The organism is Pseudomonas sp. PDM13, from assembly GCF_025685765.1.
GTDB classification, from domain to species: Bacteria; Pseudomonadota; Gammaproteobacteria; order Pseudomonadales; family Pseudomonadaceae; genus Metapseudomonas; species Metapseudomonas solani.
In genome coordinates this window covers 97,367-113,763 of the sequence record NZ_JAOTQU010000015.1, presented here as the reverse complement: position 1 = coordinate 113,763, position 16,397 = coordinate 97,367, and the positions used below count along the sequence as shown (strand labels likewise).

Annotated in this window: 12 protein-coding genes; all 12 read left to right on the top strand. The window is 62.9% G+C overall.

What is annotated here, in order from left to right; translation table 11 throughout:
* Positions 1–3 precede the first annotated feature (3 nt).
* The 12 genes from OEJ36_RS16955 (at position 4) to OEJ36_RS16900 (ending at position 16,391) form a co-directional block, all read left to right on the top strand.
* The gene (locus OEJ36_RS16955) at positions 4–6,231 is read left to right on the top strand and encodes a hypothetical protein (RefSeq protein ID WP_263402501.1); all 6,228 of its coding nucleotides are present in this window, start codon (positions 4–6) and stop codon (positions 6,229–6,231) included.
* Positions 6,228–7,628: a hypothetical protein gene (locus tag OEJ36_RS16950; protein WP_263402500.1), complete on the top strand. Its 1,401-nt coding sequence runs from the start codon at positions 6,228–6,230 to the stop codon at positions 7,626–7,628. The genes OEJ36_RS16955 and OEJ36_RS16950 overlap by 4 nt, the downstream gene beginning before the upstream one ends.
* A 286-nt stretch (positions 7,629–7,914) precedes the next feature.
* The gene (gene gspE, locus OEJ36_RS16945; RefSeq protein WP_263402499.1) at positions 7,915–9,432 is read left to right on the top strand and encodes a type II secretion system ATPase GspE; all 1,518 of its coding nucleotides are present in this window, start codon (positions 7,915–7,917) and stop codon (positions 9,430–9,432) included.
* Positions 9,433–10,647, top strand: coding sequence for a GspF family T2SS innner membrane protein variant XcpS (xcpS, locus tag OEJ36_RS16940; RefSeq protein WP_263402498.1), 1,215 nt, complete (start codon positions 9,433–9,435; stop codon positions 10,645–10,647).
* Between the two features lie 49 nt (positions 10,648–10,696).
* A complete protein-coding gene (gspG, locus tag OEJ36_RS16935; protein WP_021220442.1) occupies positions 10,697–11,083 on the top strand; it encodes a type II secretion system major pseudopilin GspG in 387 nt (128 codons plus the stop codon).
* Complete coding sequence (gene gspH / locus OEJ36_RS16930; protein ID WP_037021909.1) at positions 11,080–11,646, top strand: type II secretion system minor pseudopilin GspH; 567 nt, start codon at positions 11,080–11,082, stop codon at positions 11,644–11,646. The genes gspG and gspH overlap by 4 nt, the downstream gene beginning before the upstream one ends.
* Positions 11,647–11,648: 2 nt before the next feature.
* Positions 11,649–12,038, top strand: a complete 390-nt coding sequence (gene gspI / locus OEJ36_RS16925; protein ID WP_169708432.1) for a type II secretion system minor pseudopilin GspI — start codon at positions 11,649–11,651, stop codon at positions 12,036–12,038.
* On the top strand, positions 12,035–12,763 hold the full coding sequence (gspJ, locus tag OEJ36_RS16920; protein WP_263402497.1) for a type II secretion system minor pseudopilin GspJ: 729 nt from the start codon (positions 12,035–12,037) through the stop codon (positions 12,761–12,763). Before gspI ends, gspJ begins: the two co-directional genes overlap by 4 nt.
* A complete protein-coding gene (gene gspK / locus OEJ36_RS16915; RefSeq protein WP_263402496.1) occupies positions 12,760–13,737 on the top strand; it encodes a type II secretion system minor pseudopilin GspK in 978 nt (325 codons plus the stop codon). Before gspJ ends, gspK begins: the two co-directional genes overlap by 4 nt.
* A 2-nt stretch (positions 13,738–13,739) precedes the next feature.
* Entirely contained in the window at positions 13,740–14,846 is a 1,107-nt protein-coding gene (gspL, locus tag OEJ36_RS16910; protein ID WP_263402495.1) for a type II secretion system protein GspL, read from the top strand.
* Positions 14,843–15,376, top strand: coding sequence for a type II secretion system protein M (locus tag OEJ36_RS16905; protein WP_021220448.1), 534 nt, complete (start codon positions 14,843–14,845; stop codon positions 15,374–15,376). Before gspL ends, OEJ36_RS16905 begins: the two co-directional genes overlap by 4 nt.
* A 112-nt stretch (positions 15,377–15,488) precedes the next feature.
* Complete coding sequence (locus OEJ36_RS16900; protein WP_263402494.1) at positions 15,489–16,391, top strand: alpha/beta hydrolase fold domain-containing protein; 903 nt, start codon at positions 15,489–15,491, stop codon at positions 16,389–16,391.
* Positions 16,392–16,397: the final 6 nt, after the last annotated feature.

Genomic DNA, 16,397 nt, shown 5'->3' with positions numbered 1-16,397 from the left:
CAGATGGATATGTTGGTCATGCCTTCCGTATCGAAACGCCGCAGTCGCGCATGGCTGGGCCTGGCCCTGGGTGCACTGCTGGCCGGCTGGACCGCCACGGCCCAGGCGTTCTTCGGCTTCGGGCTGATCCCCGGTATCTACATCCCGCAGACCTACTACAAGTTCGGCGCCGTCTACACCCGTGCCGTCGTGCTCAGCCCCAACGGCAAGCCCATCTGGGTGGAGTACGGCAGCGACGGCAAGGAGGCCCGTGAGATAGGCGAGGCCACCGGGCCGCTGGAGCAGGCCCAGGTGATGTCCGGCGATATCTATCGCGCCTACCTGCAGCGCCTCAAGGATGCCCGCGAGCGTTATCCACAGAGCGAAGTGATGACGGCAGCCACCTATCGGGGCACGGCCTTCAAGACGATGGATGGCAAGACCATCGACAAGCCTACCCTGAGCCCCAGCAGCCTCACCGTGCTGGTGCGTGGCGAGAAAGAGCGGTTCAGCACCAAGGGCGATGAGTTATTGCTGCTGCAGATGCCCATCGACAGCAACGTCACCCCATCCACCAGCAGCAAGGCACTGCTGCTGTCCAAGGAAGGGCAAATCCTCCACCAGGGCACCAACAGCATCGGTTTCCGCGCGGGCTTCTTCGGCAAGGACGGTAAGGTCGACGACAAGAACACCCGTGACCGCGACGCGAAGATCTACGGCCCGCTACCGGGCGTGGGCGTCACCCTGGGCAGCCATGTTACCGGCGGCTATGCCCTGACGGACGACGACGGCAAGTACAGGATGAACTACTTCCTGCCGCCTTGCCCCGGGTTCTTCTTCGAATACACCACCTCGGCCTACCTGGAGCTCTACTACAAGCGCTTCAACCCCCGGGGCAGCTCCAACATGCCTTACTACCTGACCCGGCCGGACTACGACACCTGCAACGGCATGGGTTTGTGGAGCCTGGAGGCGGCGATGATCGTGCTGACCGCCGCGACGCCCATGAAACAGGCCATGGACTTCCCCATCGACCTGATGGTGCTGGATGGCTCGGCGCAGTTCGGTGGTGGTGTGAAACTCGGCGACAAGACCGCCTACAGCGACAAGACCGGAAAGCGTGACCACTACCTGCAAGAGAAGTACGACTTCGACGGCGATGGGAAGCCAGACTGGGTAGTCCCCGGTAAAAAGGTGACCAAGGAGATCGAGGGCAAGCCGAAGGAAGTTTTTGTCAGGGCTTCTCTGGAAGAGGCGCAACTTCAGGGTATCTACCTCTCCAGCCACTACGATGAAGTGCCTGCCAACACCGAAGCTGACGGGCCGGACTTCACTCGGCTTATCGATACATCTCCGGACTTCGTTGATCGTGGCTTGCTGGAAAGCATCAGCAAGGACGACCTGAAGGACACGGACATCTACGTGTTCCGCGAGTCCAACGGCCAGCTCGTTGCCGAGCGACGCGGCCTGCATGAGGATGAGCTGTACAAGAACTATTCCGGTGTTGATGAGAAGGCCGGCAGCTTCCGCTACACCATCCAGCTGCGCGGCTCGAAGGAAAACTACCTCGCCATGTCCGGCCGTACCGGCGAGGCGGCCTTCAGCAAATGGCAGAGCGCCGGCGGCTTCAAGGAAGAGTTCCAGAAGCGCGCGGCCAACCACCTCAAGGCCGGCGAGACGGTGCGCATCATCGCCATCAACCGTCCGACCGGCTACATGGGCAGCACCAAGGTTCAACTGCAATCGGCTATAGCCAGTGGCAACCTGCTGAATTTTGCCGGTCAACGTATCGAACTGGCTCCGCCAAACCTGAAGGTCTGGGCTGAGCGCAAGAACAAGATCGAACAGGGCATGACCCGCGGTGAGGTCAGGAAACAACTCATCAGCAACGAAGGTTCAGGGCTTGGCAGCGACATCAGTATCGCGATCTATACCGATTGGCGAGATACCGACGGCAGCGCCTTGCCTGAGGAGCTTTCCGATTATGGCTACACCGGTCGCCTGGCAAAGATCGTTGCAGCCAATCAACTGGCTCCGGTCGGGGCGAATAATCTTTCTCAGTTCAAAGTAAAACCGGGTCAGCAGGTTCAGGTCATTCAGTTACCCGAAAAGGTGCTGGCCAAGCAGCACCTCTATCTTCAAGTCACCGGTCAACCTGAAAACAGAAACCCGGATTTCTCATCGGGTGGTGAGGCAGCGGGGATCCTCAAATACAGGCCCAAACACTATGTGCCGGTTCGGGTGCCGCTGTTCGATGAGGAAAATAGCGAGCTGGCCCGCCAGGCTTATGTGAAGGCAAGTGCAGGGAAGAATGGCTCCAGCCTGAAGAAGCCCGACCCTATCTACAACTGGAACTACAGGCCCGAGCTGCAGTTCAGCCTGTATGACCTCACCATCAACTCCATAAAGAAGATTGAGTATGGCCGGACGGTTGCCAAGACCATCGACTTGAAGAAAAACGTCGTGGCGTCGAGTGACCGGCTTATAGAACTCGCCTACACACTTCTGCAAAGTGAAATAGCCCCACTGGAGGGCTATGAGGTCAATGGCAAGAAAGAAATGGTACTTGCCTTTGGCCAGGACGAAGCCCTGGTCACCATTGGCAAGGACAAGTCGATATCGTTCAACAATATCTCTCATCTTGCGGCCTTGACGGCTGAAGACTACCTGTCGCTGCGGCTCTACTCGAACAATGACGCCGGCAACGTACTGTGGGAGTGGGCCTTCGATCATATTCTGCTCCTGCCCGCGGTCACCAAGTCCAACGAAACCATCAAGGTGACTGCGGATCGGGCGTTTGAAACCCCTGAGTTGATCGAGGCGTTTGTTGTAAAGCCCGAGAAGAGCAAGACGCAGGACAAATACGCGCTGGATTGGCTGGTTCAGGGGAGCGCGACGCTTTCCAAGTCCTCCGACTCGAACACGACGGGCTACTTCCAGAACTCCTTGAAGATCGCGTCGGTGGCTGGCCAGAAGGTAACGGTCGTTGCCAATTTCAAAGAGCCATACTCGGTCCTGGCGTACTCCGCGACGTATGAAGTTGTGCCGGGAATACCTCGTTATGTGAGCTTCCACACCATCGGCAAAACCGTGGTCGGGGGGCTGGGCGGCATAACGCTTGAAGCCACGTTCCGTGATCGATTCGGGAATCTCGTGGCTGATGGAACCGTGATCGACATCAGCGCTGAAGACATGGTCGTGCGGGGTGAGCCGATAACGAAGGGCGGCAGTATCAACGTCACCCTGGTAGGCGAAAGTATCCCGGGTACCAAGGTCGTGAAGTTCGAATCCGGCCTGGCCAAGGACCAGACGACCGTTCTTGTTCATGACGTTGACCTGTCTGTCGAGGTCGATCCGATAGTCCGTATCGGCTCCTCAAGCGATGTAAAGGTCACGGCCAACTCCGGTTACGGGAATCTTTCCGGCCTCAAGGTGCAGGTCAACACGTTGCGCGGTGCCCTTAGCCAGCGCGATGTCGTAATCGGCTCGAACAACATCGCCAACACGCGACTCGATGCAGGGAATTTCCCCGGTGAAGGACAAGTTGTAGCCCGTTACAACGACAAGCTGGCAAGAGCTGACTTCCAGGTCGTCAGTGTGAATAACGGCCTCAGGGTCTCCAACCCGCTGATGGTGAGCAGTCGCCTCGGAGGTCCGGACCCCTCCCAGGCAGGGGCCAGTGCCAACACCGAGATCCAGGTGCCGGGAACGGTTGGAGAGATGGTCAGCCTGGATCTGCTCGATTACCTCAAGCCCAATCTTCTACCGGTAGCCTCCTGGGGGCTGCGCCAGCCGGAGATAAATGGGGTATTCCTGGATGAGGAATTTGGGGCGGCGCTTACGTCGAAGCGCGTTCAGGTCGAGAGTATCGGCTCGCTGCCTCAGGATAGCTTTGCCGTTCTCGAAGAGGACAGCAGTCTTACGCTTGCGTCCAAGGATCAGTTCGACTTCGAGTCCAACTTCGGTGTGGTGTTCTCGTTCTGGGCCGAGGCCACTTCAACCGGGAAGAAGATCTTCGATTTCCCCAATAGCGGAATAACAGGACGCCTATCTTCTGGAGGGCGGCTGGAGGTCGTGGCCAGTCTCTCCGATGGCTCCGAGGTGAAGCTGACAACCGGGACGGTGGCAAAAGAGACATGGCACAAGCTCGGTGTTCATATCGTCGGTGGGAAGCTGATCGTCCAACTCGATGATGAAATCCTCGAGGGGCAACTGGATGTCCCCTTGGCAACCGGCGGAAGCCAGACTGCGTTCGTCATGGGTAAAGGCTTCCAGGGGCGTGTGAATGGCCTTGCCCTTTATGACTGGACCCAGCCATTTGTCCTGAAGTTGGGCAATGGCCTGCAGAAAGCCGATGCGCAAGTGGAAAGCGATGGTTATGCCAGGTTCCACCTGGTTTCTAACTATGGCGATGTCATGGCGCTGCGTGAGAACGAAAACAGGGGGTTGCTGGCCAGCGTCAGCGCGATACTGATCGCCCATGCCGTGGCTGCCGATGGCAACGATCCATCCTGCAAGCCCGTCATGACGAGCGATCTGATCGGTAGCGCCGAGGCATTCCTCAAGTTCATCGTGGACTGCCAGTTGCAGAAGAAGATCCGGCAAGCCGAGATCAAGGTGAAAACCGCGAGTGGCTTCAAGCAGACCACGCTGGCCTACATGGAATACGGTGCCTATGTGGCACTGCAGACTCAGATCAATATCGCGGGTCACCAGATCATCTACCTGGCTCAGTGCCTGAAGGGCGTCGTTGCCGGGAGTACGGACAGCGGCATGGCGATGCTGTGCGACTTCGTGGCAAGCCTGCTTCTGGTCGGTGATATCAGGGACTTCGTCATCCATGGTTATTACTTGTTCACCGGACAGCTGGACAAGTTCGACCAGGCGACCTACGTGTTCGCCACGCTGGGGATACTGGGTACTTTTGCCGAGCTCACCGGTGTTGGTGTGACGCTGGACGCTGCCCTTGCGGGTGGCAAGACGGCTGCCAAGGTCATGAAAGGCAGCAAGGTACTGGCGAACCTGGTGGGATACCTCGACAAGAATGTGATCAAGGCAACCTCCGGCAAGCGGACCGAGGCATTGCTCAAGGTCCTTCCATTCATGGAAATCGTAGCCGTCATCGCCTATGAAGGCGGCAACATCAAAGACTTCATGGTTGCTGCCATCGACAGTGTCGATGATTTCGAGAACTGGGTTGAGTACAGCAAAAGGCTTATCGAGACCAAGTTTGCCAGTCCTGACAAGACGACGGCGCTGGAAAGAAAATTCGACTACGTCGTCGGTATCTTTGTTCCGGTCGCTAATGCAGCGGGAATTGATGTTGCAAGGAAGCCTGTTCGTGAGTTCGTAAACCTTCTGGAGGAGGTGCAGAAAGGAGCTGTAGGGTTCAAGGCGCGCGGCGATATAGCAAAACTATATACGAAGGTTATCAAGGACCTGCAGCATGGGACGGGTAATGGAAGTGATATGTCCAAGCTTTTGGGCGATGTCATACATAAAGACAAAGCTGTACTGGGGCTGATTGCAATTGTGTCACGTGCCGATGTCAACGGTTTGGCATTCTTCCGAAAAAGCCCCTGCACACCATCAGTCTGCAAAGGAATGGGCAAGAGTGTCGAAGAGTTCCTGGAGAAATTGCAGAAACTGGAAGCGCACTTTCCCGACAATGCGGCGGACCTGAAAAATTACGATGTTTTCATAAAGAATTTCGGCTCTAGCAGTGTGAATATGGCTCGCTCTGTCGCAGGCTCTGTTGACATGATTCTGCGCAGAGCGACCGAAATGGCGGCGAGCGGAAAGAAAATCGAGGTGCGTGGGTTCGAAGTACCGCATGGCAAGTACGGCAACCGAGAATATGACTTTGTCATTCGGGTTGACGGTGTAGACCATCCGTTCGAGGGCAAGACATGGGAGGATGTGGCCAAGGCAAAAGAATACCTGGCTGGCCAAGTCGCTACCGTAAGGGAGTCGAAGAGAACACCTGGCACACTCACGGAGCCAGGCCAGATTGTGGACGATATAATCAACAGCATTCTGGATGTTCAAAACAAACTACCGGGGCCGAAATGGGACTTCTCCGATAAGACCGTCCGGGACTCGCGAATGGATTTCGTGGGGCATGTCATGGAGGAATTGGAGAAGAACGCCTTGGCACAAAGGGTGATCATGCAACGGACTGGGATGACGGGTGGCTATAATGGGCAGATGGTAGAACAGGCTCTAATACGAATTTTCAAAGGTGAAATATGATATTTCCAACTCTTCTGTTCATATATCAGGCCGGTATTGAAAGAAGTGTATTTCTCTATGGGGAGGGGCTGGTAAACCGTTTCCATGAGGGCAAGTTGTCGATCGTTTCTGCCACGAATACATCTGTTGGATTGATTCATCGTGAAGGGGCCTCTCTCCAGGTCTCGCTTGCAGATACAGGGTACGGGGAGATGGAGCTTCAGCTGTCGTATGGCAGCGAGGCACTTGTATTTGAAAGCTGTGTCCTTGATCACTTCGGAGATGGCTGGTTAATCGTCAAGCGCATAGCCGGTGGTATTGCTGATGGCTTCACCGCCTATGACTATGTCAATGGACGGCACCTGGATTTCTCTCGTACGGAAGCCACCAAGCTTTATTGGGTGGGTGGTTTTTTCTTTGCCAGGACTCGCCGCGCATGGAGGGTCTTGGACGTCTCAGGGACTGAGATAGGCGCATTCGATATTGTCCCCGACGGTGATGGCCCCCTGTTTTCGCCGGACATTTACAGACTTGGCCAGCACGTCTTCATGAGTTCGGGTGGTGAGGCGGGAAACAGTTATTACGATGTGTTTTCCTTGCAGCAGGCTGCTGGTCAGGAGCGACGAACCCTGGCCGGGTATATATATGATTCGGCCGTGCTCAATGGGGATCACTATCTTCTTAAACAGGACGGCATCTATCGCGTTGCCTCGGATGACATTGCCTCAAGTAATCCAGTGGTTCATATCGACCCTTCCACTATCGGTGGGGGGGTGTGGCTCTGGAGCGATGGTACCCGTCTGTATCTGGCCTCCTCGGCGGAGCGCACTATTCGGGCCTATCTGCCAAGTGGAGAACTCGGTGGGGAGGTAAGGCTCCCGGATGATTGGCGTGTCGCCCACGTGAGACGGAGCGCGGTAGAGGAAACCGGGCACAACCTTGTTTTCCTGGGGCCGGCCGATTCCACGTACTGGGGATACAGCGGTGTTCTGACCTGGGCGGCTGATGAGGCGTTCGATTCCCATATCGTGGATAGGGAAAAATTAAGCTTCGAGTCTGTTGAGCAGCAGCCGGTTGGCGAGTTGCACGGTTATTCGATTTCCGTTGAGTCCGATGAGTTGGATGTACTCGCCAGGCAGGCTGCCTATCACCTGGCTCGTACGGTTAACCGTGTCGCACCTGGAACCATGAATCGGGGCCTGGAAACAAGCCAGGATTTCAATGGTGATATTGACGTTCACCTGATAACCCCGGGCCCGCTCGATAGCCAGTCAGCCAGTGTTCTTTATCTACTGGAGCTTTTCAGGCAAATGACCACGATTCCCCAGAGCTACAGGGCTGGCAACGGAAAAGACCCTCTTGTCTTGAAGATCTACTGGGGGGCGGATAGGAATGGGGCCCGTACGCTCATTGCCTAGTTGCCCGTGAGTCCAGAGTCAGGACTTGATCTGGAAAGGTACTGACTCTGTTTTGAAGGCTTGCCGGGTAGTCTCTATCCACGGACGGCCGAACCAGCTTGCCACTCGTCGTGGCCCACCGGAACCACCCCACATTCCTCGCTTTCCCGCCCATTCCCGGGCACTTCATCTGTGATTTAATTGCACCGTGCCATCGCTCCCCGCCCGGGTTGCGATGGCGCTCAAGGCTTTAGCAGGCCGGGACTCCGCCTGCTGTCCGTCGGCCTCCAACGCAATGGATTCTGCGATGCCCAGCGCCAGCCCTCTCGATTCCGTCGACTCCCCTGCCGAGGCCGTCAGCCTGCGTCGGTTGCCGTTCGCCTATGCCAAGCGCCACGGCGTGCTGGTCCAGGTCGGGGCGGATGGGGCGCGGCTGGTGTATCGGCCGGGCACGGCCCTGGCGGCGGTGGGGGAAGCGTTGCGTTTCGTGGGGCGGTCCCTGGCGTTCCAGGAGCTGGACGCGGCGACCTTCGATGCTGCGCTGAGCCTGGCCTACCAGCATGATTCCTCGGCCGCCATGCAGATGGTGGAGGGCCTGGGCGATGAGCTCGACCTCGCCAGCCTCGCCGAACGGGTGCCGGAGACCGAGGACCTGATGGAGCAGGAGGACGATGCGCCGATCATCCGCCTGATCAACGCCATCCTCGGTGAGGCCATCAAGGAGAACGCTTCCGACATCCATGTCGAGACCTTCGAGAAGCGCCTCGTGGTGCGCTTCCGCATCGACGGCATCCTCCGCGAGATGGTGCAGCCCCGGCGTGAACTGGCGGCGCTGCTGGTGTCGCGGATCAAGGTCATGGCCAAGCTGGATATCGCTGAAAAGCGCGTGCCCCAGGACGGCCGTATTTCCCTGCGTGTGGCCGGGCGTGAAGTGGACATCCGCGTCTCCACGCTGCCGTCGGCCAACGGCGAGCGCGTGGTGCTGCGTCTGCTGGACAAACAGGCCGGCCGCCTGACCCTGCAGCACCTGGGCATGAGCGCGCGCGACCGCTCGCAGATGGAGGAGACCGTGCGCAAGCCCCACGGCATCCTGCTGGTCACCGGCCCCACCGGCTCGGGCAAGACCACCACCCTCTACGCCAGCCTGGTGACGCTGAACAACGGCACCCGCAACATCCTCACGGTGGAAGACCCCATCGAGTACAACCTCGAAGGCATCGGTCAGACCCAGGTCAACGCCAAGGTCGACATGACCTTTGCCCGCGGCCTGCGTGCCATCCTCCGCCAGGACCCGGACGTGGTGATGGTCGGCGAGATCCGCGACCGCGAGACCGCCGAGATCGCCGTGCAGGCCTCGCTCACCGGCCACCTGGTGCTTTCCACCCTGCACACCAACAGTGCCATCGGCGCCATCACCCGCCTGGTGGACATGGGCGTCGAGCCCTTCCTGCTGTCGTCCTCCTTGCTCGGCGTGCTCGCCCAGCGCCTGGTGCGCGTGCTCTGTTCCCACTGCAAGGAGCCCTACCAGGCGGACGCCGCCGAGTGCGACGTGCTGGGGCTCGACCCGGCGCAGCCGCCGACGCTCCACTGCGCGCGGGGCTGCGCCGAATGCAACCAGTCCGGCTACCGCAGCCGCACCGGCATCTACGAACTGGTGGTCTTCGACGACCACATGCGCACCCTGGTCCACAACGGCGCCTCCGAACAGGAGATGACCCGCCACGCCCGCACCAGCGGCCCCAGCATCCGCGATGACGGCCGGCGCAAGATCCTCGAAGGCGTGACCACGGTGGAAGAAGTGCTGCGCGTGACCCGGGAAGAATAAATGGCCGCCTTCGAATACATCGCCCTGGACAGCCGGGGCCAGCAGAAGAAGGGCGTGATGGAGGGCGACAGCGCCCGCCAGGTGCGCCAGTTGCTGCGTGACCGCCAGCTCGCGCCGCTGGACGTGAAACCCACCCGCACCCGCCAGGAATCGGTGGGCAGCCGCTGGAGTTTCCAGCGCGGGCTCTCGGCCATGGAGCTGGCCCTGCTCACCCGGCAGATGGCCACCCTGGTGCAGGCCGCCATGCCCATCGAGGAGGCGCTCGGCGCCGTCGCTGCGCAAAGCGAGAGTGGCCGGGTCAAGGCCATGATGCTGGCGGTGCGCTCCAAGGTGCTCGAAGGCCACAGCTTGGCGGGCGCCCTCAAGGAATTCCCCAGTGCCTTCCCCGACCTGTACCGCGCCACAGTCGCCGCCGGTGAGCACGCCGGCCACCTCGGCCCGGTGCTGGAGCAGTTGGCCGACTACACCGAGCAGCGCCAGCAATCGCGGCAGAAGGTCCAGCTCGCGCTGCTCTACCCGGTGATCCTGATGTGCGCCTCCCTCGGCATCGTCGGCTTCCTGCTGGGCTACGTGGTGCCCGACGTGGTCAAGGTCTTCGTCAACACCGGGCAGGAGCTGCCGGCCCTGACCCGTGGCCTGATCGCCACCAGCGAGGTGGTCAAGCACTGGGGCTGGCTGATCCTGCTGCTGGCGGTGGCCGGCATCAGCGCGCTCAAGGCATCACTGCGTCGGGACGGCGCGCGCCTGCGCTTCCACATCATCCTGCTGCGCATCCCGCTGGTGGGGCGCCTGGTGCGCGCCACCGACACCGCGCGCTTCGCCTCCACCCTGGCGATTCTCGCCCGCAGCGGCGTACCGCTGGTGGAGGCACTGGGTATCGCCGCCCAGGTGGTGGCCAATCGGGCCATCCGTGCCAAGGTGGAAGTGGCGGCGCAGAAGGTGCGCGAAGGCAGCAGCCTGACCCGCGCCCTGGAGCAGAGCGGCGAGTTCCCCGCGATGATGCTGCACATGATCGCCAGCGGTGAAAAATCCGGTGAACTGGACCAGATGATGGCCCGCACCGCGCGCAACCAGGAGAACGACCTGGCCGCCCGCATCGCCATGCTGGTCGGGCTGTTCGAGCCCTTCATGCTGGTGTTCATGGGCGCGGTGGTGCTGGTCATCGTCCTCGCCATCCTCCTGCCCATCCTTTCCCTCAACCAGCTCGTGGGGTAACCGCGTGAAATCAGGCCGTACACAAGCAGGCTTCACCCTGATCGAAATCATGGTCGTGGTGGTCATCCTCGGCATCCTCGCCGCGCTGGTTGTACCCCAGGTGATGAACCGTCCGGACCAGGCCAAGGTCACGGTCGCCAAGGGCGACATCAAGGCCATCGGCGCCGCGCTGGACATGTACAAGCTCGACAACTTCGCCTACCCCAGCACCCAGCAGGGCCTGGAAGCGCTGGTGAAGAAGCCCAGCGGCAACCCGCAGCCGAAGAACTGGAACAAGGACGGCTATCTCAAGCGCCTGCCGGTCGATGCCTGGGGCAACCCCTACCAGTACCTGGCCCCCGGCACCAAGGGCGCCTACGACCTGTACTCCTTCGGCGCCGACGGCAAGGAAGGCGGCACCGACGCCGATGCCGACATCGGTAACTGGGAAAACTGATGGAGCGCGGGCGCGGCTTCACCCTGATCGAGTTGCTGGTGGTCCTGGTGATCATCGGCTGCCTGGTCAGCGTGGCCGTGCTCGCCAACGGCAATGCCAGCAGCGGCCGCGAGCTGCGCGACGAGGCCGAGCGCCTGGCCGCGACCATTGCCATCCTCGCCGACGAAGCGGTGCTGGACGGCCGCGAGTACGGCCTGCTGGTGACGGCCGAAAGCTACCGGGTGCTGGCCTACGACAACGCCTCCGGCACCTGGGCCGATGACGCCACCCGCCCGGAACGCCGCCCCGCCGCCTGGATGCGCCTGAGCCTGGAGCTGGAAGGCGAGGCCCTCAAGCTGCCCGAGCCCAAGGTGAAGGAAGAAAGCCGCCCCGGCCTGGCCAAGGACGAGCCGGAGAAGGACAAGCGCAAGGAAAAGCCCGTGCCCCAGGTGCTGATCCTCTCCAGCGGCGAGCTCACGCCCTTCAGCCTGCGCCTGGAAGAACGCCGCGCCGATGGCAACGCCTACGCCCTGGCCAGCGATGGCTACCAGTTGCCCAGCGCCGAGCAGGCCAAGGAGCGATGAGCATGCGCCGTGCCCGTGGCTTCACCTTGCTGGAGGTGCTGGTCGCCCTGGCCATCTTCGCCACGGTCGCCGCCTCGGTGCTGACCGCCGCCAGCCGCAGCCTGATCGTCGCCGGGCAACTGGAAGACAAGACCCTGGCCGGCTGGATCGCCGACAACCGCGTCACCGAACTGCAGATCAAGCAGCCCACCCCGGCGGAAGGCCGCGAGGACAAGGTGCTGGAGTACGGCGGCCGCCAGTGGGAGACCCACAGCGAGATCGAAGCCACCAGCGACAAGGGCCTGCGCCGCGTCACCGTCTGGGTGGCGCCCAAGCCCGAGCGCGGCGCCAGTGCGCCGATCAAGGAGCGCTCGGTGTTCAGCCTCACCGGCTTCCTGGCGGTGCGTGGATGAGCCGGCAGCGCGGCTTCACCCTGCTGGAAGTGATGATCGCCATCGGCATCTTCGCCCTGCTCGGCCTCGGCACCTACCGCATGCTGGAAACGGTGATGAAGGCCGACGAGGTGACCCGCGAGCATGAGAAATCCCTGCGCGAACTGGGCCGTGCCTTCGCCTCCATCGACCGTGACCTGGGCCAGGCACTGCCGCGCGTGGTGCGCGACGCCTACGGCGACGAACGCGGTGCCCTGGTCGGCGAGCTGGGTGCCACCGACGGCACCGCCGCCCTCGAATTCAGCCGCGCCGGCTGGCGCAACCCCCTGGGCAGCACCCGCTCCCAGTTGCAGCGGGTGCGCTGGCGCCTGGCCGGCTCGACCCTGGAGCGCGTGTACTGGTCCGTGCTCGACCAGGCGGTGGACAGCCCGCCCCGGGTGCAGAAGGTGCTCGAAGGCGTCAGCTCGGTGGAGCTGCGCTACCTCGACGACAAGGGCCAGTGGCAGGAACAGTGGCCGCCGAGCCTGGGCGACTCCGACTCAGCCAAGGCCCGTGGGCGCCTGCCGGTGGCGGTCGAGCTCAAGCTGGAGCACCGCCACTACGGCGGGCTGACCCGGCTCTACCGGCTGCCGGAGATGGGCATCGAAGAACAGCCCAGCGAAGGCGGCACCACGCCCGACGACGACAAGAAGCCGACCCCCGAGCCCGAACCCAAGCCCGACGATGGCAAGGAGAAGGGCGCATGACCCGCCAGCGGGGCGTCGCCCTGGTCACCGTGCTGCTGGTGGTCTCCATCGTCACTGTCATCTGCGCGGGGCTCATCCTCCGCCAGCAGCTGTCGATCCGTGGCGCCGCCAACCGCATCGCCATCCAGCAGGCCTGGCACTACGCCCTGGGCGGCGAGGCCCTGGGCCAGTCGGTGCTGCTGCGCGACCTGAAGAAACCGGGCAGCGACCCGCGCGCACCCATCGACCACCCCCTGGAGGACTGGGCCCGCCCGCTGCCGGTATTCCCCATCGACCAGGGCGAGATCGGCGTGCACATCGAAGACCTGGCCGGGCGCTTCAACCTCAACAGCCTGGTGCAGGGCGACAAGGTGGACAAGCTCTCCGTCGAGCGCTTCAACCGCCTGCTGCTGCGCCTGAAGATCGAGAAGCCCTACGCCGACCGCCTGGTGGACTGGCTGGACAAGGACCAGGAGCCCAGCGGCGAATACGGCGCCGAAGACAACCAGTACCTGCTGGCCCAACCCCCTTACCGCACCGCCGGCCGCGAGCTGCAGGACGTCTCCGAACTGCGCCTGCTGCTGGACATGAGCGAGGAGGATTACCGCCTGCTCGCGCCCTGGGTCTCTACGCTGCCGGCCAAGGTGCCGCTCAACGTCAACACCGCCAGCCCCATGGTGCTCTCCTGCCTCGCCGACAACCTCGACCCGGGCGCCGCCCAATCGCTGGTCAGCGGGCGCGGGCGTGAAGGCTACCCGGACATCCGCGCCTTCCTCGACCAACCGGCCATGGCCGGCACCGGCGTGCGCGCGGCGGGGCTGGGGGTGGGCAGCGCCTATTTCCAGGTGCGCAGCGAAGTGCGCCTGGGGGAGCGCAAGGTGGTATTGCTCAGCACCCTGCAACGCGACCCGAAAGGCGTGGTCCGCGTGCTCAAGCGTGATCTCGGGCAGCCGGGCTACCTGGCCCAGGCGCCCCTCGACCCACAGGAAGAATGACCATGGATTGCCTATTCATCCCGCCCGTCGGCGGGGCGGTCCTCGGCCCCGCCTGCCAGGTGCACTGGCAGGAAGCGACCGGCGAGGGCCGCAGCCTGCCGCTGGCCGAATGCGCTGCGCTGCTCCAGGGGCGGCCGGTGGCGCTGGTGCTGCCCATGGAAATGGCCAGTGCCTTCGTGGTTGGCCTGCCGACGCAGAAGGCGCGGCTGATGCACCAGGCGCTGCCCTATGCGGTGGAGGAAATGCTCGCCGAGGACGTCGAGCTGTTCCACCTGGCCCTGGGTGCCCAGTTGGCCGATGGCCGCTACCCGGTGCTGGTGCTGCGCCGCGCTCAATTGACCGGGTGGCTGGAAGAGCTGGAAGACTTCGGCATCAAGGTTGCCGCCATCCATGTGGACGCCGACCTGCTGCCCCGTGATGGCGAGCAGTTGCTGGTGATCGGCGAGCGGGCGCTGCTGGGCGGTGCCTGCGACACCCGCCTGGCCTTTCCCCTGGCCCACTGGCCATCCCTCGGTGCCCTGTGCGCCCCCGAGACCCAGCCACGGGAAGAGGCCGAGCCCTATCGCCTGCTGGCCGCCGGCCGTGCGGGCGCCATCGACCTGGCCCAGGGCGAGTTCGCCCCGCGCACCGAGAGCCGTGCTTGGGCGGCCTGGCGCCCCCTCGCCGCCCTCGCTGGCGTCAGCGTGGTGCTGTTCCTGGCCTTCAACCTGGTGCAGGCCTGGCTGCTAGAGCGCAGTGGCGATGCCTATGTCGAATCCAGCCACGCGCTCTATCGCCAGCTGTTCCCCGAGGACAAACGCATCGTCAACCTCAAGGCCCAGTTCGCCGAGCACCTCAGCCAGGGCACCCGCGCGCAGGGGGGCTTCATCAGCCTGCTGGACCAGGCCTCCAGTGCCATAGCCGAAGCCCAGGCGGCGCTGACGGTGACCAACGTCGACTACAGCCAGACCCGTGGCGACCTGGCGTTGCAGGTCCGTGCCAAGGATTTCGCCGACCTGGAGAAGCTGCGCAAGCGCCTGGTCAAGGCCGGCCTCAGCGTGCAGCTGGGTTCGGCCAGCCGTGAAGAAGGGGGCGTGACTGCCCGCGTGGTACTGGGAGGTGGCGCATGAACGCCCTGACGGACATCCGCACGCGCCTGCGCGAAGGGCTGGAGCAATCCCCCCTGTGGCAGCGCTGGCAGCACCTGCCACCGCGTGATCGCCTGGCCCTGCAACTGCTGGGCGGTTTCCTCGCCCTGGCGCTGTTCTACCTGGCGGTCTGGTCGCCGGTGGCCGCCCGGGTCGAGCGCGCCCGGGCCTACCAGCAACAGCAGCAGGCGCTGTTCACCTACATCCAGGCCAACGCCGGCCAGGCCCGCCGTCAGGCTGCCAGCGCCCAGGTGGAGCTGGCCCCCGAGCAACTCCAGGGCCTGGTCACCAGCACCGCGCAGAAGCAGGGGCTGACCCTGGAGCGCTTCGACAACGAAGGCAACGGCGGCCTGCTGGTCACCCTGACCCAGGCCTCGTTCGAGTCGATGCTGAAGTGGTTGGCCGAGCTGGATAAACGCGGCGTGACCCTCACCGAAGCCAGCCTCGACAAGGTGGCCACCGGCAAGGTCGACGCGCGGCTCACGCTGATGGTGGCGGGGCAGGGCGGCTGACGGTGGTCGTCAGGGAAGCGAGCGCGGCAGCGATTGTCGCGTAGCCGACAGCCGGCTCGGGCCAGGCGGCTTTAGGATGGATTTCCACACCAACCGGGAGTGCCGATCAGCCATGCCCAGCCTGCAAAGCCGTGCCCTCGTCGCGTTCCTGCGGCTCACCCGGCGCAAACGGATCTACAGCTCAGCCCAGGCCGTTGCCGAAGGCATCGCCCGGGTTCGCCAGCAGGGGCCGGCCAGGCCTTCGGCGGGGATGACGCGGCGCATCGGCGTCGAGCACCGGATGCTGGATGGCCTCGACGTCTATCGGCTGTCGCCCCGCATTCCCCAGGCCAGCGAACGGCACGTGCTCTATCTGCACGGCGGGGCCTATATCCGGCCCATCACCACCCATCACTGGCGCTTCCTCCAGGCGCTTGTCGAGCAGGCGGGCTGCACGATTACGGTGCCGCTGTACCCGCTGGCCCCGGAAGCGACCTGCGCGCAAACGGTCGAGGCGATGCTCGGGCTGTACGAACAAACCTGCGCCGAAGCCGGTACGGCCTCGCTCACCCTCCTCGGCGACTCGGCCGGTGGCGGCCTGGCCCTCGCCCTTTGCCATGCCCTGCGCGAACGCCATGCGCCAGCACCACGCAGCCTGGTGCTGATCTGTCCCTGGCTCGATGTGGCCATGACCCACCCGGCCATCGCGGCGCACGAGGAACACGATCCGATGCTGGCAAGCGTGGGGCTGCAAGAGGCCGGGCGCCTCTATGCGGGCGAGCTCGGCGTCGGGCATTGCCATGTCAGCCCGATCCACGGTGATCACGCGGGGCTGCCGCCCACCCTGTTGTTCGCCGGCACGCGGGATATCGCCCATTACGACGAGCTGCTGTTCGCCGACAAGGCCATCGAGGTCGGGGTGGAGCTTGAGCTGTGCGTGGGGCGGGAGATGGTCCACGTCTGGCCGATTCTGCCCATCCCCGAAGGCCGGGAAGCATTGGCCAGGATCGTCGCTCATCTGCGCGCCACGTCCTGAGGCGCG